The sequence below is a fragment of the Gemmobacter nanjingensis genome, from assembly GCF_014652195.1.
GTDB classification, from domain to species: domain Bacteria; phylum Pseudomonadota; class Alphaproteobacteria; order Rhodobacterales; family Rhodobacteraceae; genus Gemmobacter; species Gemmobacter caeni.
Genome location: NZ_BMYI01000018.1, coordinates 22809 through 41801, shown reverse-complemented (window position 1 = coordinate 41801; position 18993 = coordinate 22809). Strand labels below are relative to the sequence as shown.

The following is an 18993-nucleotide window of genomic DNA, read 5'->3' as shown; positions in this document are numbered from 1 at the left end:
ACCTATGAAGAAAATGCTGCACACCGTGGCCGCAGCGGCCTTGCTTGCGACCACGGCCCTGGCCGGGGCTGCCCATGCGGAGGGCGAGAAATTCGTCTGGATCAGCCATGGCCCGGACAGCGACAGCTGGTTCAACGTGATCAAGAATGCAATCAAGGTCACGAACGAGCAGATGGGCGTGGAAACCGAATACCGCAATCCGCCGACCGGCGATCTGGCCGATATGGCGCGGATCGTGCAGCAGGCCTCGGCCGCGGGCGTGGACGGGATCATCGTCACCATCGCCGATTACAATGTGCTGGAAGGCCCGATCAAGGATGCCGTTGCCAAGGGCATCCCGGTGGTCACCGTGAACTCGGGTACCGTCGAGGAAAGCCAGAAGCTTGGCGCCCTGATGCATGTCGGCCAGCCGGAATACGAGGCGGGTCTGGGTGCGGGCAAGCGCGCGAAAGAGGCCGGGATCAGCTCGTTCCTGTGCGTGAACCACTATATCACCAACCCGGCTTCGGTTGAGCGCTGCCGCGGCTTTGCCGATGCGCTTGGCGTTGATCTGGGCAGCCAGATGATCGATTCCGGCATCGACCCGTCGGAGGTGCAGAACAAGGTGAAGGCCTATCTGACCGCCAACCCCGATACCGGCGCGATCCTGACGCTTGGGCCCAATTCGGCCGAGCCCTCGATCCGTGCGGTGAAGGATATGGGGCTGGATGGCGAGATTTATTTCGGCACCTTCGACCTGTCTTCGGAAATCTCGGCCGGGATCAAGGATGGCACCATCAACTTTGCCATCGACCAGCAGCCCTTCCTGCAAGGCTCGGTGCCGATCCAGGTGCTGACCAATTATGTGCGCTACGGCGTTGCCCCGGCCAATTCGATCTTTACCGGCCCGGGCTTCGTGACCAAGGACAATATCGAACTGGTTGAATCGCTGGCGGGCGAGTTCCGCTGAGCGACCCCGCCCCTACGGGGCCAGCGTGCGGGTGAATGCTCCCCACCCGCACGCCTTTCCTCTGATCTCAACGAGGCCAAGAATGACCGACACCACCTCCGGCCCGGCCGGTGACGAACGCATAAAAGATGTCTCTCCGCTGCGCCGTATGCTGATCCGCCCGGAACTGGGCGGGATCTGCGGCACCATCCTGGTCTTCATCCTGTTCGGGCTGATCGCCGGGGACAGCGGCATGTTCGCCGCCGAAGGAGTGATGAACTGGACGGTGGTTTCGGCACAATTCATGGTCATCGCGGTCGGGGCCTGCCTGCTGATGATCGCGGGCGAGTTCGACCTGTCCACCGGCTCGATGATCGGGTTTTCCGGGGTGCTGATGGCGATCCTGTCGGTGCAGATGGGCTGGCCGCTGTGGCTGGCCATTCTGGCAACCTTTGCTTTCTGTATCGCCATCGGGGCGCTGAATGGCTGGCTGGTGATCCGCACCGGACTGCCCTCGTTCATCGTGACGCTGGCCTTCCTATACATCCTGCGCGGGCTGACGATCTGGGGATCGGTCTATTTCACCCGGCAGACCATCATCGGCGGCGTGGCCGACCGGGCGCAGGGCGACTGGCTGGCGCCGGTCTTCGGTGGCAAGATCCTGACGGGCCTGTTTCAATGGATGGGCGATGCGGGCTGGATCGCCACTTTCACGCGCGGCAACCGTGCAGGGCAGCCGGTGGTGGACGGCATCCCCATGCTGGTGGTCTGGGCCCTCGCGCTGGTGATCTTCGGCCACTGGCTGCTGACGCGTACCAAATTCGGCAACTGGGTCTTCGCCAGCGGTGGCGATGCGCAGGCGGCGCGCTATGTCGGTGTGCCGGTGAACCGGGTGAAGATCCTGATGTTCATGTTCTCGGCCTTCTGTGCCTGCGTCTTTTCGATGTGTCAGGTGATGGAGTTCGGCTCGGCCGCAGCCGACCGGGGCCTGCTGAAGGAGTTCGAGGCGATCATTTGCGTGGTGATCGGCGGCGCGCTGCTGACTGGCGGTTACGGCTCGGTCATCGGGGCGGCGCTGGGGGCGGTGATCTTCGGCGTGGTGCAGCAGGGTCTGTTCTTCGCCAATGCCGAAAGCTCGCTTTTCCGGGTGTTCCTCGGGATGATTCTGCTGATCGCGGTCATCATGAACACCTACATCCGCCGCATCATCACGGGGGAACGCTGATGACCACGCCCATCGTCGACATGCGCGACATCAAGAAACATTTCGGCCATGTGATCGCGCTGAACGGGGTGTCCTTCGATGTGCGCGCCGGGGAATGCCATTGCCTGCTGGGCGACAACGGCGCCGGGAAATCGACTTTCATCAAGACCATGTCGGGCGTGTTCCGCCCCAGCGCGGGTGAGATGCGGGTGGAGGGCAGGCCGGTTGTCTTTGAAAGCCCGCGCGACGCCATGACGGCGGGGATTGCCACTGTGTATCAGGATCTGGCGATGATCCCGCTGATGAGCGTCAGCCGCAATTTCTGGATGGGGCGCGAGCCGGAAAAGGGCATCTGGCCGCTGCGCACACTGGATCTGGCCAAGGCCGACGCCATCACCATGAGCGAGATGCGGAAAATGGGCATCAACCTGCGTGGCCCCGATCAGGCGGTCGGCACCCTGTCGGGGGGAGAACGGCAGACCGTCGCCATTGCCCGTGCCGTCTATTTCGGCGCCAAGGTGCTGATCCTGGACGAGCCGACCTCGGCTCTGGGTGTGCGGCAGACGGCGAATGTGCTGGGCACGATTGACCGGGTGCGCAAGCAGGGGATCGGTGTGGTGTTCATCACCCATAACGTGCGGCATGCGATGGCGGTCGGTGACCGGTTCACCGTGCTGAATCGGGGACAGACGCTGGGGACAGCCTTGCGCGGCGAGGTGGATGCGCCGGGCTTGCAGGACATGATGGCCGGCGGGCAGGAACTGGCGGATCTGGAAAGCTCGCTGGGCGGCACGATCTGAGGCGGGGCGGGTCAGACCTTACTCCCCTTGCTGCGGGAGAAGGTGCTGATCCAGCCCGGCGGCCATTTCTGCGGCCACCTCGTGCAGGACGGCGATGAAGCGCCGGACCTGCGCGATCCGGGTGCTGCGCTGCGGATGCCACAGCGCCACCCGATACGGCACCGAAACCGACAGCCGCCGCAGCGCGACCGGCCCGCCCGCATGGCTGGCCGCCGTCAGCGGGTTGATCACCGACAGACCGACCCCCGCCGCCACCATGGCGCAGACGCTGGCGGCGGTGGTCGTTTCTGCGGCATAGTCGCGCGAGACATCGGCCTCGTGAAACACCACATCCAGCTTGTGCCGGTAGGGGTCGTTCTGGCTGAAATAGATGAAGGGCTGGTTCGCGAAATCGGCCGGGGTCAGCACATTGCGCGCGGTCAGCGGATGCCCCTGCGGCAGGACGCAGACCATATCCCCCACAAAGACGGATTCGCCGGTCGCATTTTCCCGCTCTGACAGGTTTTCAGCCAGACACAGGTCGAAAACCTGAGTTGTCATTTCATGCCGCAGCGAGGGCTCCTCGTGCGAGTGGATCGAAAAATGCACATCGCGGCGGGTTTTCAGAAAGCGCTGGATGACGCGGGGGATGATGGATTCCGCATAGGCCGGAATGCTGGCGATGCGGAAGTTTGCGGCATTGTGGGTGCGGATGGCCGAGGCGGCGCGGCTGATCTCATCCAGCCCGACAAAAGAGCGCAGCACCACCTCATGCAGCAGGATCGCCTGCTGCGTGGGTGTCAGCCGCTTGCCGAAACGCAGGAACAGGTCAAAGCCAAGACGGCTTTCGATCTCGCGGATCTCGCGGCTCAGCGTGGGCTGTGAACTGCCCAGTTTGGCAGCGGCGGCGGTAATGCTCTTGTTCACCATGACCGCGTTGAAGACGTCAATCTGGCGCTGGTTCAGTTTCATGGTGATCCCCTTTTCCTTTTGCATATCAGAAATGAATAAGAAATGCCCATGAAGTATTTCATTTGCATGAAAACATCTGGGAAGGTGGCGGAAACCCAGAACAGACAAAGGGTCGTCATGTCCCAGACCATTGCCCTGGCCCCGGCCCCTGTCGATGACCCCGCGCCGGATCTGCTGCATCGCCGCGACGGCGCGCTGCGCATGGAAGGCGTGCCGCTGACCCGCATCGCCGAGGCGGTGGGCACGCCGTTCTACGCCTATTCGGCGCAGGCGCTGCGGGCGGGATACACCGCGTTGTCGGGCGCAGTCGCGCCGCACGGGGTGGATGTCTGCTTTGCGGTGAAGGCCAACAGCAACATTCACGTCCTGTCGGAATTTGCCCGGCTGGGATGCGGTATGGACATCGTCTCGGGTGGCGAGATGGCGCGCGCGCTGGCCGCCGGGGTGCCTGCGGAGCGGATCATCTTTTCCGGTGTCGGCAAGACCGAGGCGGAAATCCGGGCGGCGCTGCTGGCGGGCCTGCATCAGATCAACGTCGAAAGCCCGGCGGAGCTGGAGGTGGTGGCGGCGGTCGCGCGCGATCTGGGCCAGAGCGCCCCGGTGGCGCTGCGGGTCAATCCCGATGTCGATGCCCTGACCCATGCCAAGATCACCACCGCGCGCAAGGACAGCAAATTCGGTATCGCCATCGGTGAGATCCCCGCGCTTTATGCCGCCGCCGCGATGCGGCCCGAACTGAACATGGTCGGGCTGGCGGTGCATATCGGGTCGCAGATCCTTGATCTTGCGCCGTTCCGCCGGGCCTGGGCCGCAATGGCCGGTCTGGTCCGCGATCTGCGGGCGGCGGGGCAGCAGGTCGGACGGCTGGATCTGGGTGGCGGGCTCGGGGTAGGGGGCGACGGCCACTCCGGCCCCGATCTGGCCGAATATGCCCGGATCATCGCGGATACGGTGGGCGGCATGGGGCTGGCGCTGAATGTGGAGCCGGGGCGCTGGCTCTGCGCCCGGGCCGGGGTCATGGTGGCCCGGGTGATCTATACCAAACCCGGTGACGGCGCGGATTTCGCCATTGTCGACGCGGCGATGAACGATCTGATGCGCCCGGCGCTGTATGACGCCCGGCATGCGGTAGAGCCGCTGGCCCCGCCGCGTCAGGTGGGGGCCACGACCCCTTGCCGGCTTGTTGGCCCGATCTGTGAAAGCTCGGACGATTTCGGGACATATCAGGGACTTGGCCCGCTTCAGGCCGGGGACCTTCTGGCCTTCCGCGACGCGGGAGCCTACGGCGCGGCCATGTCCTCAACCTATAATTCGCGGGATCTGATTCCCGAGGTTCTGGTGGATGGTGCGCAGTTCCGTGTGATCCGTCGCCGGGTCGGTATCGACGAGGCGCTGCAACTGGAACAGCCCGGACCGTGGCAGCGCGCCGGGTAAAGGGGGAAGCAAAGGGGGGTGCCGTGCGACAGGCCCGCCCGGAAACAAGGGTCGCCGATAACAGCGGTCGCAGGGTGCTCCCGATCAACAGCGGCCAAACCGACAGAGCGAGGTACAAGATGAACAAGAAGATGAAACTGCTTCTGGCCACCGGCCTTACCAGCCTTGTGCTGATGTCGCCGGCGCTGGCCGAGAACATGCTGCGCGTGTCCTATCCCGAAGACCCCAAGACCGCCGACGTGCAGATGACGACGGATGCCTATACACTTCCGCTGAATATCTTCGACCGGCTGGTGGAATCCGAGACGACGGCGCCGGGCCAGTCGGCGCTGGTGCCGGGGCTGGCCGAAAGCTGGGATGTGTCGGAGGACGGCCTGACCTACACGTTCCACCTCCGTGAGGGGGTGACCTTCCATGACGGCGCGGCGCTGACCGCCGATGATGTGGTCTATACCTTTGACCGGATGCTGAACCCGGCAACCAAGGCGCTGAACACCGATATCCTGACCTTCATTGCCGGGGCCGAGGACCGGCTGGATGGCAAGGCCGACAGTGTGTCGGGGCTGAAGGCGCTGGACGAGCACACGGTCCAGATCACCCTGTCGAAACCCTATGCGGCCTTCCTTGCGCTGCTGGCCTCGCCCGGCGCCTCGATCTACAACCGCGCCTTTACCGAAGCTGCGGGCGATCAGTTCGGTCTGACGGCGGAAACCACGAATGGCACCGGCCCGTTCATTCTGCGCGACTATACGCTGAACGACAGCCAGATGCTTGAGGCGAACGACAATTACTGGCGTGGTCGCCCGAAGCTTGACCGGCTGCTGGTGCGCGTGGTGTCGGATTCCGAAACGCTGCGGATGCTGTTCGAATCCGACGAACTGGACGTGTTCGATCTGGATTACGCGCCAACCCAGACCCCATATTTCTATGGCAGCGACCAGTGGAAGGATCAGGTCCGTTCCGGTCCGCGGGTGGGGATCTATTATTACAACATCAACCAGCTGAAAAAGCCGTTCGACGATGCGCGCGTGCGCAAGGCGTTCCAGATGTCGATCGACCGGCAGACCATTCTGGACAAGAACTTCTACGGCAAGGGCAAGCTGGAAGACGGCGTGATGCCGCGCGGCCTGGCCTGCTATACCCCCGCGACGCCCATCGAATACAACCCGGCCAGGGCGAAGGAACTGCTGGCCGAGGCGGGTTACCCGGACGGGGTGGAGATCAATCTGCAACAGGTGTCGAGCTGGTCGACGAAATGGTCTGACATGAACCAGATCATCCAGGCGCAGGTGGCCGAGGCCGGGTTCAAGGCCAATATCGTCACCACCGACGAGGCCGCCTTCCTCGCCGCGCGCAAGGCGGGCGATGCCGAGGCTTATACCCAGGTCTGGTCCGCCGATTTCAACGACCCGGACAATTTCTTCTACACCTTCTTCTCGGAATCCGGGACCAAGGTCAGGGGCTACAACAACAATGACCCCGAGGTCTTTGCCGCCATCGAAAAGGCGCGCGGCATGACCGATCAGGAGGCGCGCTGCAAGCTGTATCAGGAACTGACGGCCCGCATCGTCGATACCGATGCCGCCTGGGTGCCGCTGTTCAGTCTGGACCACAGCTATGTGGTGCAGCCGCGGGTGAAGAACTTCGTCGTGCCGTGGAACGGCTGGAGCGACATGAACTATTACAAGGTGGACGTCGAGTAAGAGTACCTTGACGGGGTGCGCGGAACCGCGCACCCCGGCCCAGGCATTTCATCCTTCCGCTTCGCCCCCGCCCTGCGCGGGTGCCGCAGAAAGAGCCTTTCCCGATGTTGATGTTCGCGCTCCGACGCATCCTTGTGTCCATTCCGGTCCTGATCGGCATTACGCTGATCCTGTTCATCATGCTGAACGTCGTGCCCGGCGATCCCATCGCGCTGATGATGAAGGAACACGCCAGTGCCGATGTGATCGAGCGGGTGCGGACGCAGATGCGTCTCGATGACCCGCTGATCACCCGTTATCTCAGGTTCCTGTGGGATGCGCTGCATGGCGATCTGGGCAATTCGATCAAGCTCAACCGTCCGGTCACTGACCTGATCCTCAAGGCCTTTCCCAATACGCTGATGCTGGCGGTTTCGGCCGCGCTGGTGTCCTGGGTCATCGGCATTCCGGTGGGCATCCTGTCGGCGGTCCGGCGCGACAGTTTCATTGACCGCTTCTTCATGGGTTTCTCGCTGCTGGGCGTGTCGATGCCGATCTTCTGGTCGGCGCTGCTGCTGCAATATATCTTCGCGATGAAGCTGAAGCTGCTGCCGGTGTCGGGCTTCTATGGCTGGCAATACATGATCCTGCCCGCCGTGGTGCTGGGCTGGTCCTCGGCCGGGGTGATCGCGCGTCTGATGCGGTCGAGCCTGCTGGAGGTGATGCGGCTGGATTACATCCGCACCGCGCGCGCCAAGGGCCTGCGCGAAACCGGCGTCATCACCCGGCATGCGCTGAAGAATGCGCTGATCCCGGTGGTCACGATCATGGCGATCCAGGTCGCGGGGCTGCTGTCGGGCGCGGTCATCACCGAGGCGATCTTTTCGATTCCCGGCGTCGGGCGCATCACGGTCAGCGCCATATCCTCGCGCGATATGCCGCTTTTGCAGGGCGCGGTGCTGTTTGCCACGGTTCTGGTGATCTTCGGCAATCTGGTGGCCGACATCCTGTATTCCGTCCTTGATCCCCGCATCCGGGCGCAGATGAGGAAAGAGGTGTGATGTCACGTTCTTCCGACCTGACCGACGCGCCTGAGGCGCTGGAGGAAGCAAGCTTCCTGCGTGATACCCTCCGGGCCTTCCGCAGGAACCGCATGGCCATGCTGGGCCTTGGCTTCGTGCTGCTGCTTGTCCTGGGCGCCATCTTCGCGCCCTGGATCAGCCCGCATGATCCCTACCGCGTGGCGCTGGACGAACAGTTGCTGCCCGCCTCGACAACCTATTGGCTGGGCACCGACAATTTCGGCCGGGACGTGCTGACACGCATCCTTTACGGCGCGCGCATCTCGCTGGTGGTGGGGATCGTGCCAAGCCTGATCTCGCTGAGCATCGGCACGATGATGGGCATTCTCAGCGGATATCTGGGCGGGCGTACCGATTTTGTCATCATGCGGCTGGCCGACATGATGATCGCCTTCCCGTCTATACGCTGGGTGCGAACCTGCTGAACATCTTCCTTGCGCTGGCGCTTGTCGGCTGGGCTTCGGTCGCGCGGGTGGTGCGGTCGCAGACGCTGGCGCTGCGCGAGAAGGAATTCATCGAAGCGGCGCGCGCCAACGGCACGGCGAGAGTTACCGTGATGCTGCGGCACATCTTTCCGAACGTCATTCCGACGCTGATCGTGCTGTTCACCCTCGCCATCCCCGAGGCGATCATGTGGGAATCGAGCCTCAGCTTTCTGGGGGTCGGCGTGCAGCCACCGGAGGCAAGCTGGGGTCTGCTGGTGGCCAAGGGTAAGGAATACATGTTCCAGGCCCCCACCGTGGCCATTGCCCCCGGCGTGGCGATCCTGCTGACGGTGCTGGCCTTCAATTTCATCGGCGACGGGCTGCGCGACGCGCTTGACCCTTCGATGAAGGACTGAGCGATGACGGCAGAAACCATTCTTTCCGTGCGCGGCCTGTGTACCGATTTCAGCGGCGACCGCGGCAATGTGCGGGTGCTGGACGACGTGTCCTTTGATGTGGGCCGGGGCCGGATCGTCGGGGTCGTCGGCGAATCCGGTTCGGGCAAAAGCATGACGGCGCTGTCACTTATGGGGCTGGTGCCGCAGCCGCAGGGGCGGGTCAGCGCCCGGTCGATCACACTCGACGGTCGCGATATCACCCGCCTCGGTCCCGCCGGGATGCGGGGCATCCGGGGCCGCGACATCGCCATGGTGTTCCAGGAGCCGATGACCTCGCTCAACCCCGTGCGGCGGGTGTGGGAACAGGTGGGTGAACCGCTGGCGATCCACCACGGGCTTGGCCGCCGCGCCATCCGCGCCCGCGTGCTTGAGATGTTCGAACTGGTCGGCATTCCCGAACCCCAGACCCGGCTGGACGCCTATCCGCATCAGCTTTCGGGCGGGCTGCGGCAGCGGGCCATGATCGCGATGGGTCTGATCTGTGAGCCGAAGCTTCTGATCGCGGACGAGCCGACCACGGCGCTGGATGTGACCACGCAATCGCAGATCCTGCATCTGATGCGCGACCTGCGCGATCGGGTGGGCACCTCGATCATCCTCATCACGCATGATCTGGGGATCATCGCCGAAATGTGCGACGAGGTGAACGTGATGTATGCCGGGCAACTGGTGGAACAGGCCGATGTGTTCAGCCTGTTCGAGACGCCCTCGCATCCCTACACGCGCGGCCTGCTGGCCTCGATCCCGCGCGCGACGGAGCCACGGGCCGGGCGGCGGATGCCCTCGATCCCCGGTATGGTGCCGAACCTTGCCCGGTTGCCGCCCGGTTGCCGCTTCAACCCGCGCTGCGGCGCCGCCATGCCGGTCTGCCTGCAACGCGACCCCGTCCTGACCGGCATCGCCCCCGGCCATGCCGCGCGCTGCTGGCTGCACAGCCCGAACGGAGACCGGACATGACCGAGGATGTGGTGATTTCCACCCGCGACCTGACCCGGCATTTCCATGTCGGCGGCGGATTTATGGGCGGGCCGGCACGGGTGGTCCGGGCGGTCGACGGTGTCACGCTGGACATCCGCGCGCGCGAAACCTTTGCGCTGGTGGGCGAAAGCGGCTGCGGCAAGACCACGCTGGGCCGGGTGATGCTGCGTCTGCAAGAACCGAGTTCGGGAACGGTGGCCTATCGCGGCACCGATCTGACCGGCCTGGACGAGGCCACGATGAACGGGCTGCGCAAGAAATTGCAGATCGTATTCCAGGACCCTTATGCCTCGCTCAACCCGCGGATGCGGGTCGGTGAAATCCTGTCAGAGCCGCTGCGCAGCCATGGTTTCGGCACGGCGGATGAGATTCGTGACCGCTGCGCCGAACTGCTGGAGATGGTGGGGCTGCGCCGGCAATACCTGCGCAACTATCCGCATCAGTTCTCGGGCGGCCAGCGTCAGCGTATCGGCATCGCGCGGGCATTGGCGAACCGGCCTGATTTCGTGGTTTGCGACGAATCCGTCTCGGCGCTGGATGTGTCGATTCAGGCGCAGGTTCTGAACCTGCTGGCCGAGCTTCAGGACCAGCTCAGCCTGACCTATCTGTTCATCACCCATGATCTTGCCGTGGTGCGGCAGTTCGCGGATCGGGTGGGGGTTATGTTTCTGGGGCGCGTGGTCGAGGTCGGCACGACGGAAGAGATGTTTGCCCGGCCGTTGCATCCCTATACGATGCTTCTGATGGCGGCGGTGCCGCGCCCTGATCCCCGCCTGCGCGGGCGGGACAGGCCGATGATGCAGGGCGAGATTCCAAGCCCGATGAATCTGCCCTCGGGATGCCGGTTTCACACCCGCTGCCCCTTCGCGCGCGAGATTTGCCGGACGGAAGATCCGGCACTGCAAGACCGGGATGGGCGGGCGGTGGCCTGTCACTTCCCGCTGGATGGTTGAGAAGGAGAGACCTTTGGATCTGATCGTGAGCGGGCAGGGGGCGGGCTGGCAGGCCCGCTTCGGCGACAGGATCTGGCGGGCTGCGGTGGGCCGGGGCGGTATCGCGGTGAAACAGGCCGAGGGTGACGGGATCAGCCCGGTCGGCTGCTGGCCGATCCGCCGCGTGCTGTGGCGGGCCGACAAGCTGGGATCTGCGCCGGTGACCGTGCTCCCGACCGCCAGGATCGCGCCCGATGACGGCTGGTGCGATGCGCCCGATCACCCGGATTACAACCGCCCTGTGAAGCGCCCCTTCGCTGCCAGCCATGAAGAGATGTGGCGGGCCGATGATCTTTACGACATCGTTGTCGTGCTGGGGCAGAATGATGATCCGGTGGTTCCGGGCGCGGGCAGCGCGATCTTCCTGCATCTGGCGCGCGAGGGCTATACCCCGACCGCCGGATGCGCCGCGCTGAGCCGGGCCGACCTGCTGGAGTTTCTGGCACTGGCCGGGCCGGATACCCGGCTGTGTTTCCGCGAAACCGAATGAGGCGGCCATGAGCGGGATCGACATGCAGGCGCTGGAACGCGCACTTGATCTGCTGCCCGTTCAGTATCGCGGCCCTGCCGGTGTGGCGGGCGTGGTGAAGGACGGGCAGGTGATCGCGCGGCGGGCCTGGGGCTATGCCGATATGGCGGCGCGGCTGCCGATGACCGCGACGCTGCGCATGCCGATCTGTTCGATCTCAAAACAGATGACCTGTGCGCTGCTGCTGGATCTGTTCGACGACCCCGAGGAACTGGCGCCGCTGCTGCCCGATCTGCTGCCGCGATTTGAAGGGCCGCTGCCCAGCGTCGCGCAGCTCTGTCATAACCAGTCAGGATTGCGCGATTACTGGGCCCTGAGCGTTCTGCAAGGGGCGGCGCCGGAAGGCCGCTGCACGGCGGCGCAGGGGCTGGAGCTGCTGGCGACGGCGCGGGACGGGCATTTTGCGCCGGGAGCGCATTATTCCTACAGCAACGGCAACTTCCGCCTGCTGGCAGAACTGATCCGGCGCGCGACGGGCCGCGATTTCGGGGCACTGCTGGCCGAACGCATTCTGCGCCCCGCGGGGATGCCGACCGCCTGTTTGGGCGCCGACACAAGCGATCACATCGATGGTGTGATGGGCTATGAAGGCAATGACGAGGTGGGCTTTCTGCCCGCCGAGACTGCAATCACATGGTTTGGCGATGCCGGTGTCATGGCCTCGCTGGACGATATGCTGGCGTGGGAGCACCATATCGACGCGACGCGCGATGATCCGTCCGGGCTCTACCGGCGCATTTCGGCGCCTGCCACTTTCGCCGATGGCACGCCCGCGCCCTATGCCTATGGCCTGCGCCGCTACAGCCATGCGGGTTACGAGGTGACGGGCCATGGCGGCGGATTGCGCGGCTTTTGCTCTTACCGGCTGCATGTCGCGGCAGAGCGGTTTTCGGTGGTGGTGATCTTCAATCACGAGGCCAGCGCGATGCGCGCGGCCGAGGCGCTGCTGGCGGCGGCGCTGGATCTGCCCGCGCCCGCTGCGCCGGTTCCGGCGCAGGGCTGGGGCGGGCTGTGGCTTGACCCTGAGGCGGATCTGTTCCTGCGCACGACCGATACGCCTGGCGGGGTGCGACTGCATTACGCGGTCTCGCCTGTGCTGCTGGCCCCGGTCAGCGCCAGCCAGGCCGAGGCCCCCGGCATCCTGCTGCGGCGGGAGGGCGGGGCGCTGGTCATGGAGCGCCCGGCCGAGAACCTGATCGTCCGGGCCGAACCGCTGGAGCCGGTGGACCGTGCCGATGCCGCGGATATCGCCGGGCAATATCACGCGGGCGCCATCGACGCCGGTCTGGTGATCGAGGCGCGGGACGGCGCGGCCTATATCGGTTTTGAAGGGCTGTTCGGCCCGGGTCCGATGGAGCGGATGTATCCTCTGGCACACGACCTGTGGTCGGTGACCTGCCGTCGCGCCATGGATGCGGCCCCGCCCGGCGAATGGACCCTGCGTATCCGGCGGGGCAGCGATGGCCGCGTCACCGGGCTGACGCTGGGTTGCTGGCTGGCCCGCAAGATCCAGTATGACGGCCCGCTGGGCGGCTGATTGTGTCCGGTATTTTGGTGCAAGCAGAAATGCGCTGCATATTGATCAATGAGCGAATCTGGGCGGGGCGGGCGGGTTTCCGAAGAGTCGGCTAAGGTATATTATGTTATAATATTAAGTGCGAGCCATCCGCCTGGTCTCGTCAGGCTGCCGTCAGCGCGGGCGCCGGCTGGCCTGCACACCGGCCTCGGTGACGATCAGGTCGAGCGGGATGTCATGCGGTTGCGGGCAAATCGTATCGAGCCGCGCGGCCTGAAACCCGACACCGATCACCAGCGGCGCGGGGGTCAGCGCGGCCAGCGTGCGGTCGAAATAACCGCCGCCATAGCCAAGCCGGAAAGCGGCATCATCCCATCCGACCAATGGCGCCAGCGCCACGTCCGGGATCAGGCGCAGGCTGTCGGCGGGCGGAACCGGGATGTTCCAGTCACCACGCTCCATCCGGGTTTCGGGCGTCCAGTGCCGGAACACCAGCGGGGCGAACCGGGTTTCGACCACCGGCAGCGCGATGCGGAATCCCGCCTCGTGCAGCGTGAACATCAACGGCCTCAGATCGGGTTCACCCTTGATCGGCCAATAGGCGGAAAACACGCCGCCCGGCGGCAACATGCCCGGCACCAGCCCCGCGAGATGACGAAATATCGCAGTGCCGATGGTCTGGCGTTCGGTGACGCGCAGGGCATCGCGGGCGGCGCGCAGCCGGGCCCGTTCGGCCCGGCGCCAGCCTGGCAGGTCAGAGACATCGGCGGGTGCAAGATCTGCCGCAAGACAGGGCGATGAGGCGGGCGGCCGGGCCTGCGGATCATCTGTCATGCCCGGCTCCCTGCGGCACGGGCCAGACAGGCCGCCGCCTCATCCGCCATCAGGTGCAGGCGCTGCGCCGCCGGAACGATATCGCGGATCGCCCCCACGCCCTGCCCGGCGTAAAGCGCCATCGCCTCCAGATTGCCCGTGGTGTGGCGCATCGGGGAATCCGTGCTGAAGCGCATGAGTGCCGTGCCCCCGTCTTCGGCGATTACCTCGCGCGGCAGGCGGGCCGGATCATGGCCCAGCAGGCGATTGCCCAGCCCCTGTGTCACGCTGTTGCCGATCACCCGCACCGCTGCGCCCATCGGCCAGTTCAGCACGAACACATCGGTCAGCACGGTTTCCTCGCCGCGTGCCGCGACCACGCGCGCCTTGTGATAGTCATGCGCGAAGGACTCTGCCGTCGCCAGAAAGGCCGTGCCGCATTGCACACCCTGCGCGCCCGCCGCCAGCGCTGCCGCAAGGCCGCGTCCGGTGGAAATGCCGCCCGAAACGACGACGGGAACCCCGGCCTCGGCAAGCAGGGTTTCGGCAAGGGCGAAGGCACCGCTGCGGCCGTGCACATGGCCCCCCGCCTCGACCCCCTGTGCGATAAGGACATCCGCCCCCGCCTCTTCCGCCATCCGTGCCGCCCCGGCGCTGCCTACCTGATGCAGCACCAGCCCACCGGCCTGTTTGATGCGCCGCACCACTGCCGGGATCACATCCCAGAAGAAGGTGAAGGTATCGACCCCGAGATCAAGGCAACGGCCGATCTGGGCATCCAGCAACAAGGGGTCGGTGGCTGCCGGGATCAGGTTGACCGCAAAGCGCCGGTCGGTTGCGGCCCGCAGCGCTGTCACCTCGGCCTCGATCAGGGCGGGATCTTCGCGCACCATGCCCAGCATCGCAAAGCCGCCAGCCTGCGCAACAGCGGCCGCGAGTTCCCATCGTGCCACGCCGCCCATACCCGCCAGCAGGACGGGAAGCTCGCAGCCCAGCATGTCGCACAGCGGCGTTCGCAGGATTGTCCGATCTTGCATGATCTTGTCCTCGCCCGGCGGGCAAGGCGTGGCGCCCGCTTGCAATCTGGTCTAGGACTGATAAGTGGTATTGTAAATACTTATTTGAAAGCCAAGCGATGCGCCTGACCTCTTTCACCGATTACGGGCTTCGGATGCTGATGCGCATGGCCGGAGAGCCGGAGCGCGGCTTTACCACCGCCGCGCTGGCGGCAGAGTTCGGCCTGTCGCGCCATCATCTGACCAAGATCCTGCACCGGCTGGCCCAGGCGGGTCATGTGACGACGCGCCGGGGTCAGGGGGGCGGGGTCACGCTGGCCCGGCCTGCGGGCGATATCCGGCTGGGCGCGCTGGTCCGACTGCTGGAGCAGGACCAGCCGCTTGTCGAATGTTTCGGCCCGGACCGCAGCGATTGTACGCTGGATGGCCACTGCAAGCTCAAATCCCGGCTGCGCCGGGCCGAAGCGGCATTTCTGGCCGATCTGGACCGCGCCACCCTTGCGGACATTGCCTTTACACCGCAATCCGCCGGGGGCGTGGCGGCGCATCAGGCGCTGGCCTGACACTGGCGTGCCTCAGCCCTCGGGCAGAAGCACATCGCCGTACAGTTCGCGCAGTTTGGCCTTCATCACCTTGCCGGTCGCCCCCAGCGGCAGGGCCTCGACAAAGATCACCCGATCCGGCACCTGCCAATGCGCGACCTTGCCTTCGTAGAAGGCGCGGATGTCCTGTTCATCCGGCGTTTCTCCGGCGACGGGCACGGCCAGCACCACGGGCCGTTCATCCCATTTCAGGTGCCGGGCGGCAATGGCGGCGGCATTGGCGATCTGTGGATGCGCGATAGCGATGTTTTCCAGCTCGACCGTCGAGATCCATTCACCGCCGGATTTGATGATGTCCTTGGAACGATCCCGGATCACCAGATAGCCGTCGGCATCCAGCGTCGCGACATCGCCGGTGTCGAACCAGCCATCCAGCGTCAGGGCCGTTTCCTCCTGCCCGAAATAGCTTTCGACAATCCAGTGCCCGCGGATCTGCAATTCCCCCTGGGTCTTGCCATCCCGCGGCAGTTCATGACCGGCCTCGTCCACGAGACGCAGGTCTACCCCCCAGGGCGGGCGGCCCTGACATTCGCGCAGCCGGTGTCGGGCCCCTTCTTCCAGCGTGCCGTGCTTTTGCAACAGCTGGTTCAGCGTGCCCAGCGGCGAGGTCTCCGTCATCCCCCAGGCATGGATCAGGTCCACGCCATAGGTTTCGCGGAACTCGCGCAGCATCGAGGGCGGCAAGGCTGACCCACCCACCACCGTCCTTTTCAGAGAAACGGGCTTGATGCCGGTCGATTTCAGCCCGGCCAGCAGGCCCATCCAGATCGTCGGCACGCCAAGCGCCAGCGTGACCTGCTCGGCCTCGATCAGACGGGCAAGGCTTTCGCCATCCAGCTTTGGGCCCGGCATCACCAGCTTTGCCCCGACTGCCGCTGCGATATAGGGCACACCCCAGGCGTTGACGTGGAACATTGGCACGACCGGCATCACCGTATCCCGCGCGGCAATTGCCAGCCCGTCCGGCTGGTTGCCACCAAGGCTGTGCAGCACCAGCGAACGGTGCGAATATTGCACGCCCTTCGGATGCCCGGTGGTGCCTGATGTGTAGCACAGCGCGGCGGGGGCGGTTTCATCCAGATCGGGCCATTCGGTTGCGGGATCGCCGGTTTCCAGCAATTCGTCGTGGAACAGCAGCCCCGTGATCAGACCCGCCGCCTCTGCATCGCGCGGGCCCATCAGGACGAAATGCCGGACAGAGCGCAGATGCGGCACCAGCTTCGCCACCACCGGCAGAAAGCTGCGGTCGAAGAACAACACCTCGTCGGCGGCGTGATCGAGAATATAGATCATCTGGTCCGGCGTCAGGCGGGGGTTCATCGTATGGGTCACCCGACCGCCGCTGCCGATCCCGAAATACAGTTCGAGATGACGCCGGTTGTTCCAGGCGATCGTCGCGCAGCGCGCGCCCGCCGCCACCCCGAGCCGATCCAGCGCCGATTTGATGCGCCGGGCATTGGCCCCGACTTCTCGCCAGGAACTGCGGCTCAGGCTGCCGTCGCCCTCCACCGAGACGACATCGGTATCGCCATGGTATTTTTCGGCATGCGCGATCAGTGACCCGGTGGTCAGCGCCTGCCACATTATTGTTCCGAACATCCTTTCCCCCCTTCATGTGCTGCCAGACCGGCAGTCTTGATTCCGCGGATCAGATCGGCCGCGCGTTCGGCGATCATGATGGTCGGGGCATTGGTATTGCCGCCGATCAGCGTCGGCATGACCGAGGCATCGACGACGCGCAGCCCCTGCATCCCGTGCACCCGCAGTGCCGGATCGACCACCGCCATGTCATCGCTGCCCATCTTGCAGGTGCCGACCGGATGATAGATCGTATCGGCCCGCGCCCTGATGTGGCGCGCCCAGTCCTGGTCCCCCATTCCGTCGGTCAGGCCGAACATCTCTCGTTGACGATAGCGCGCCAGAGCCGGGGCCATCAGGATCTCGCGCGTCATCCTTGCCCCCTGGATCGTGGTCTCCAGATCGCGCGGATCGGACAGGAAGCGCGGGTCGATGCCCGGAGGCGCCAGCGGATCGGCGCTTTGCAGGAAAACCTCGCCCCGGCTGTGGGGCCGCAGGGCGCAGACATGGCAGGAAAACCCATACCCGAGGTGCAGCCTGCGCGCATGGTCGTCGGCCAGTGCGATGACAAAATGAAGCTGGATATCCGGCCTGTCCAGCGCCGGGTCGGTTTTCAGGAAGGCGGCGCCCTCGGCAAAGGGGGTGGCGATCATCGACTTGCCGTCGCGCCGCCATTTCCGCGCGTGACGGATCAGGTTTCGCGTCGCGGTCAGCCCTATGCCGAACGTGTCGGTGTCCTTCGTGCGGAAGGCCAGGGTGAAATCCAGATGATCCTGAAGGTTCTGCCCCACCCCCGGCAGGTCATGGACGATCCCGATACCATGCGGACGCAGCGCATCAGCCGGGCCGATGCCCGACAGCATCAGAAGTTGCGGCGAGTTGAAGGCGCCTCCGGCAAGGATCACCTCTTGCCGCGCCGAGACCCGGTGATCCTGCCCGCCCTTGCGGTAAGCGACGCCCGTCGCGCGCTTCCCCTCGGTCAGCACCCGTGTCGCATGGGCTCCGGTAAGGACGGTCAGATTAGCGCGCTTGTCCAGAACCGGATGCAGATAGGCCGCCGCCGCCGAACAGCGCTCGCCATTGCGGGCCGCATCATGGAACTGGGTAACCTGATACAGCCCGACCCCTTCATTGTCGCCGGTGTTAAAATCGGGGCTTTCCCGGTGCTGGCATTCCGTTGCGGCCCGGACAAAGGCACGCGAGATCGGGCGCGGCGCTTTCTGCTCCGATACCTGCAACGGGCCATTGTCACCGTGAAACGCGCTGGCTCCTGCCGCATTGTTCTCGGCCCTTTTGAAATAGGGAAGGCAGTCCTCCCATGACCAGCCGTCGCAACCCGCGTCGGCCCAGCCATCGTAATCCGCCCGATGCCCCCGGATATACAGCATCGCATTGATCGCGCTGGACCCGCCCAGAGCCTTGCCACGCGGCTGATAGCCCCTGCGGCCATTCAGCCCCGGCTGTGGGACGGTCTGGTAAGCCCAGTTCGAGATGCGGCCATATCCGGGTAGCATGGCCACCGTTCCGGCAGGCGCCCGGATCAGCAGATGATCACCGCGCCCGCCCGCCTCCAGCAGGCAGACGCTGCGCGTCGGATCTTCTGACAGCCGTGCCGCCAGAACACAGCCTGCGGAACCGCCGCCCACGATCACATAATCATATGCGGCCCCGCCCGTGCCCGGCATGCGCATCCTCCCGACCGGGCCTCCTCGCCCGCGGAAAAGGTCAGGACATTTTCTGGCCCCTGTCCAGATACTTCGGCGCGGTGTGACCCAGCGTTACGGTGACGCAGGGGCGGGTTGCACGTCAGGCGTCGCCCATGGCCTTGCGCAGCGACAGCGGGCGCATGTCGGTCCAGACGGCATTGATGTGATCCAGACAGGCCTGCTTGTCGCCGCCAAAACCCGTCGCGGTCCATCCTGCGGGCAACTCCCGCCCCTGCGGCCAAAGCGAATACTGCTCCTCATGGTTCATCACGACCAGATATTGCGGTTCAATCGTCATT

General features: G+C 65.0%; 19 protein-coding genes. 13 read left to right on the top strand and 6 right to left on the bottom strand.

Features of this window, described 5'->3' with window-relative positions:
• Nucleotides 1-4 precede the first annotated feature (4 nt).
• The 3 genes from IE126_RS20830 to IE126_RS20820 all read left to right on the top strand — a co-directional run bounded on the left by IE126_RS20830 (nucleotide 5) and on the right by IE126_RS20820 (nucleotide 2932).
• A complete protein-coding gene (locus IE126_RS20830) occupies nucleotides 5-949 on the top strand; it encodes a sugar ABC transporter substrate-binding protein (RefSeq protein ID WP_054304402.1) in 945 nt (314 codons plus the stop codon).
• Nucleotides 950-1031: 82 nt separating this feature from the next.
• Nucleotides 1032-2153, top strand: a complete 1122-nt coding sequence (locus IE126_RS20825; RefSeq protein WP_054304403.1) for an ABC transporter permease — start codon at nucleotides 1032-1034, stop codon at nucleotides 2151-2153.
• Entirely contained in the window at nucleotides 2153-2932 is a 780-nt protein-coding gene (locus tag IE126_RS20820) for an ATP-binding cassette domain-containing protein (RefSeq protein ID WP_054304404.1), read from the top strand. Before IE126_RS20825 ends, IE126_RS20820 begins: the two co-directional genes overlap by 1 nt.
• Nucleotides 2933-2950: 18 nt before the next feature.
• Here IE126_RS20820 and IE126_RS20815 read toward each other — a convergent pair whose 3' ends face one another.
• Nucleotides 2951-3883 carry a LysR family transcriptional regulator gene (locus IE126_RS20815; protein ID WP_189382084.1) on the bottom strand — a complete coding sequence of 311 codons (933 nt, stop codon included), beginning with the start codon at nucleotides 3881-3883 and terminating at the stop codon, nucleotides 2951-2953.
• Between the two features lie 117 nt (nucleotides 3884-4000).
• Between IE126_RS20815 and lysA the strand changes: the two genes are divergently transcribed.
• The 9 genes from lysA (at nucleotide 4001) to IE126_RS20775 (ending at nucleotide 13000) form a co-directional block, all read left to right on the top strand.
• Nucleotides 4001-5317 (top strand): diaminopimelate decarboxylase, encoded by a 1317-nt coding sequence (gene lysA / locus IE126_RS20810; RefSeq protein ID WP_189382083.1) that lies wholly within the window; start codon nucleotides 4001-4003, stop codon nucleotides 5315-5317.
• Nucleotides 5318-5448: 131 nt separating this feature from the next.
• The gene (locus tag IE126_RS20805; RefSeq protein ID WP_229825743.1) at nucleotides 5449-7020 is read left to right on the top strand and encodes an ABC transporter substrate-binding protein; all 1572 of its coding nucleotides are present in this window, start codon (nucleotides 5449-5451) and stop codon (nucleotides 7018-7020) included.
• A 104-nt stretch (nucleotides 7021-7124) separates the two neighbouring features.
• Nucleotides 7125-8060, top strand: coding sequence for an ABC transporter permease (locus tag IE126_RS20800; RefSeq protein WP_189382081.1), 936 nt, complete (start codon nucleotides 7125-7127; stop codon nucleotides 8058-8060).
• Complete coding sequence (locus IE126_RS26075) at nucleotides 8060-8506, top strand: ABC transporter permease (RefSeq protein ID WP_229825742.1); 447 nt, start codon at nucleotides 8060-8062, stop codon at nucleotides 8504-8506. Before IE126_RS20800 ends, IE126_RS26075 begins: the two co-directional genes overlap by 1 nt.
• Complete coding sequence (locus IE126_RS26070) at nucleotides 8416-8922, top strand: ABC transporter permease (protein WP_229825752.1); 507 nt, start codon at nucleotides 8416-8418, stop codon at nucleotides 8920-8922. Before IE126_RS26075 ends, IE126_RS26070 begins: the two co-directional genes overlap by 91 nt.
• 3 nt (nucleotides 8923-8925) lie before the next feature.
• Nucleotides 8926-9921 (top strand): ABC transporter ATP-binding protein, encoded by a 996-nt coding sequence (locus IE126_RS20790; RefSeq protein WP_189382080.1) that lies wholly within the window; start codon nucleotides 8926-8928, stop codon nucleotides 9919-9921.
• Nucleotides 9918-10895, top strand: coding sequence for an ABC transporter ATP-binding protein (locus tag IE126_RS20785; protein ID WP_189382079.1), 978 nt, complete (start codon nucleotides 9918-9920; stop codon nucleotides 10893-10895). The genes IE126_RS20790 and IE126_RS20785 overlap by 4 nt, the downstream gene beginning before the upstream one ends.
• Before the next feature lie 13 nt (nucleotides 10896-10908).
• Nucleotides 10909-11424: a L,D-transpeptidase family protein gene (locus IE126_RS20780; RefSeq protein ID WP_189382078.1), complete on the top strand. Its 516-nt coding sequence runs from the start codon at nucleotides 10909-10911 to the stop codon at nucleotides 11422-11424.
• Nucleotides 11425-11431: 7 nt separating this feature from the next.
• Nucleotides 11432-13000: a D-aminopeptidase gene (locus IE126_RS20775; protein ID WP_189382077.1), complete on the top strand. Its 1569-nt coding sequence runs from the start codon at nucleotides 11432-11434 to the stop codon at nucleotides 12998-13000.
• 153 nt (nucleotides 13001-13153) lie between these two features.
• Here the strand turns inward: IE126_RS20775 and IE126_RS20770 are convergent, their stop codons facing one another.
• The gene (locus IE126_RS20770) at nucleotides 13154-13813 is read right to left on the bottom strand and encodes a 5-formyltetrahydrofolate cyclo-ligase (protein ID WP_054304412.1); all 660 of its coding nucleotides are present in this window, start codon (nucleotides 13811-13813) and stop codon (nucleotides 13154-13156) included.
• Nucleotides 13810-14874 carry an NAD(P)H-dependent flavin oxidoreductase gene (locus IE126_RS20765; RefSeq protein ID WP_268245835.1) on the bottom strand — a complete coding sequence of 355 codons (1065 nt, stop codon included), beginning with the start codon at nucleotides 14872-14874 and terminating at the stop codon, nucleotides 13810-13812. The genes IE126_RS20770 and IE126_RS20765 overlap by 4 nt, the downstream gene beginning before the upstream one ends.
• Nucleotides 14875-14927: 53 nt before the next feature.
• Here IE126_RS20765 and IE126_RS20760 point away from each other — a divergent pair, with 53 nt between their 5' ends.
• The gene (locus IE126_RS20760; RefSeq protein WP_189382075.1) at nucleotides 14928-15371 is read left to right on the top strand and encodes an RrF2 family transcriptional regulator; all 444 of its coding nucleotides are present in this window, start codon (nucleotides 14928-14930) and stop codon (nucleotides 15369-15371) included.
• A gap of 12 nt (nucleotides 15372-15383) precedes the next feature.
• Here the strand turns inward: IE126_RS20760 and IE126_RS20755 are convergent, their stop codons facing one another.
• The 3 genes from IE126_RS20755 to IE126_RS20745 all read right to left on the bottom strand — a co-directional run bounded on the left by IE126_RS20755 (nucleotide 15384) and on the right by IE126_RS20745 (nucleotide 18992).
• Nucleotides 15384-17009: a long-chain fatty acid--CoA ligase gene (locus IE126_RS20755; protein WP_189382074.1), complete on the bottom strand. Its 1626-nt coding sequence runs from the start codon at nucleotides 17007-17009 to the stop codon at nucleotides 15384-15386.
• Nucleotides 16994-18673, bottom strand: coding sequence for a GMC family oxidoreductase (locus IE126_RS20750; protein ID WP_189382073.1), 1680 nt, complete (start codon nucleotides 18671-18673; stop codon nucleotides 16994-16996). The genes IE126_RS20755 and IE126_RS20750 overlap by 16 nt, the downstream gene beginning before the upstream one ends.
• 121 nt (nucleotides 18674-18794) lie before the next feature.
• Nucleotides 18795-18992 carry an MbtH family protein gene (locus IE126_RS20745; protein WP_229825740.1) on the bottom strand — a complete coding sequence of 66 codons (198 nt, stop codon included), beginning with the start codon at nucleotides 18990-18992 and terminating at the stop codon, nucleotides 18795-18797.
• Between the last annotated feature and the right edge of the window lies 1 nt (nucleotide 18993).

What these genes read in the sequence shown, in the direction of transcription:
- IE126_RS20755 (WP_189382074.1), bottom strand. Translation starts at nt 17,009, where the DNA reads ATGTTCGGAACAATAATGTGGCAGGCGCTGACCACCGGGTCACTGATC.
- IE126_RS20750 (WP_189382073.1), bottom strand. Translation starts at nt 18,673, where the DNA reads ATGCCGGGCACGGGCGGGGCCGCATATGATTATGTGATCGTGGGCGGC.
- IE126_RS26075 (WP_229825742.1), top strand. Translation starts at nt 8,060, where the DNA reads ATGTCACGTTCTTCCGACCTGACCGACGCGCCTGAGGCGCTGGAGGAA.
- IE126_RS20815 (WP_189382084.1), bottom strand. Translation starts at nt 3,883, where the DNA reads ATGAAACTGAACCAGCGCCAGATTGACGTCTTCAACGCGGTCATGGTG.
- IE126_RS20785 (WP_189382079.1), top strand. Translation starts at nt 9,918, where the DNA reads ATGACCGAGGATGTGGTGATTTCCACCCGCGACCTGACCCGGCATTTC.
- IE126_RS20805 (WP_229825743.1), top strand. Translation starts at nt 5,449, where the DNA reads ATGAAACTGCTTCTGGCCACCGGCCTTACCAGCCTTGTGCTGATGTCG.
- IE126_RS20800 (WP_189382081.1), top strand. Translation starts at nt 7,125, where the DNA reads ATGTTGATGTTCGCGCTCCGACGCATCCTTGTGTCCATTCCGGTCCTG.
- IE126_RS20820 (WP_054304404.1), top strand. Translation starts at nt 2,153, where the DNA reads ATGACCACGCCCATCGTCGACATGCGCGACATCAAGAAACATTTCGGC.
- IE126_RS20790 (WP_189382080.1), top strand. Translation starts at nt 8,926, where the DNA reads ATGACGGCAGAAACCATTCTTTCCGTGCGCGGCCTGTGTACCGATTTC.
- IE126_RS20760 (WP_189382075.1), top strand. Translation starts at nt 14,928, where the DNA reads ATGCGCCTGACCTCTTTCACCGATTACGGGCTTCGGATGCTGATGCGC.
- IE126_RS20770 (WP_054304412.1), bottom strand. Translation starts at nt 13,813, where the DNA reads ATGACAGATGATCCGCAGGCCCGGCCGCCCGCCTCATCGCCCTGTCTT.
- IE126_RS20745 (WP_229825740.1), bottom strand. Translation starts at nt 18,992, where the DNA reads ATGACGATTGAACCGCAATATCTGGTCGTGATGAACCATGAGGAGCAG.
- lysA (WP_189382083.1), top strand. Translation starts at nt 4,001, where the DNA reads ATGTCCCAGACCATTGCCCTGGCCCCGGCCCCTGTCGATGACCCCGCG.
- IE126_RS20830 (WP_054304402.1), top strand. Translation starts at nt 5, where the DNA reads ATGAAGAAAATGCTGCACACCGTGGCCGCAGCGGCCTTGCTTGCGACC.
- IE126_RS20825 (WP_054304403.1), top strand. Translation starts at nt 1,032, where the DNA reads ATGACCGACACCACCTCCGGCCCGGCCGGTGACGAACGCATAAAAGAT.
- IE126_RS20775 (WP_189382077.1), top strand. Translation starts at nt 11,432, where the DNA reads ATGAGCGGGATCGACATGCAGGCGCTGGAACGCGCACTTGATCTGCTG.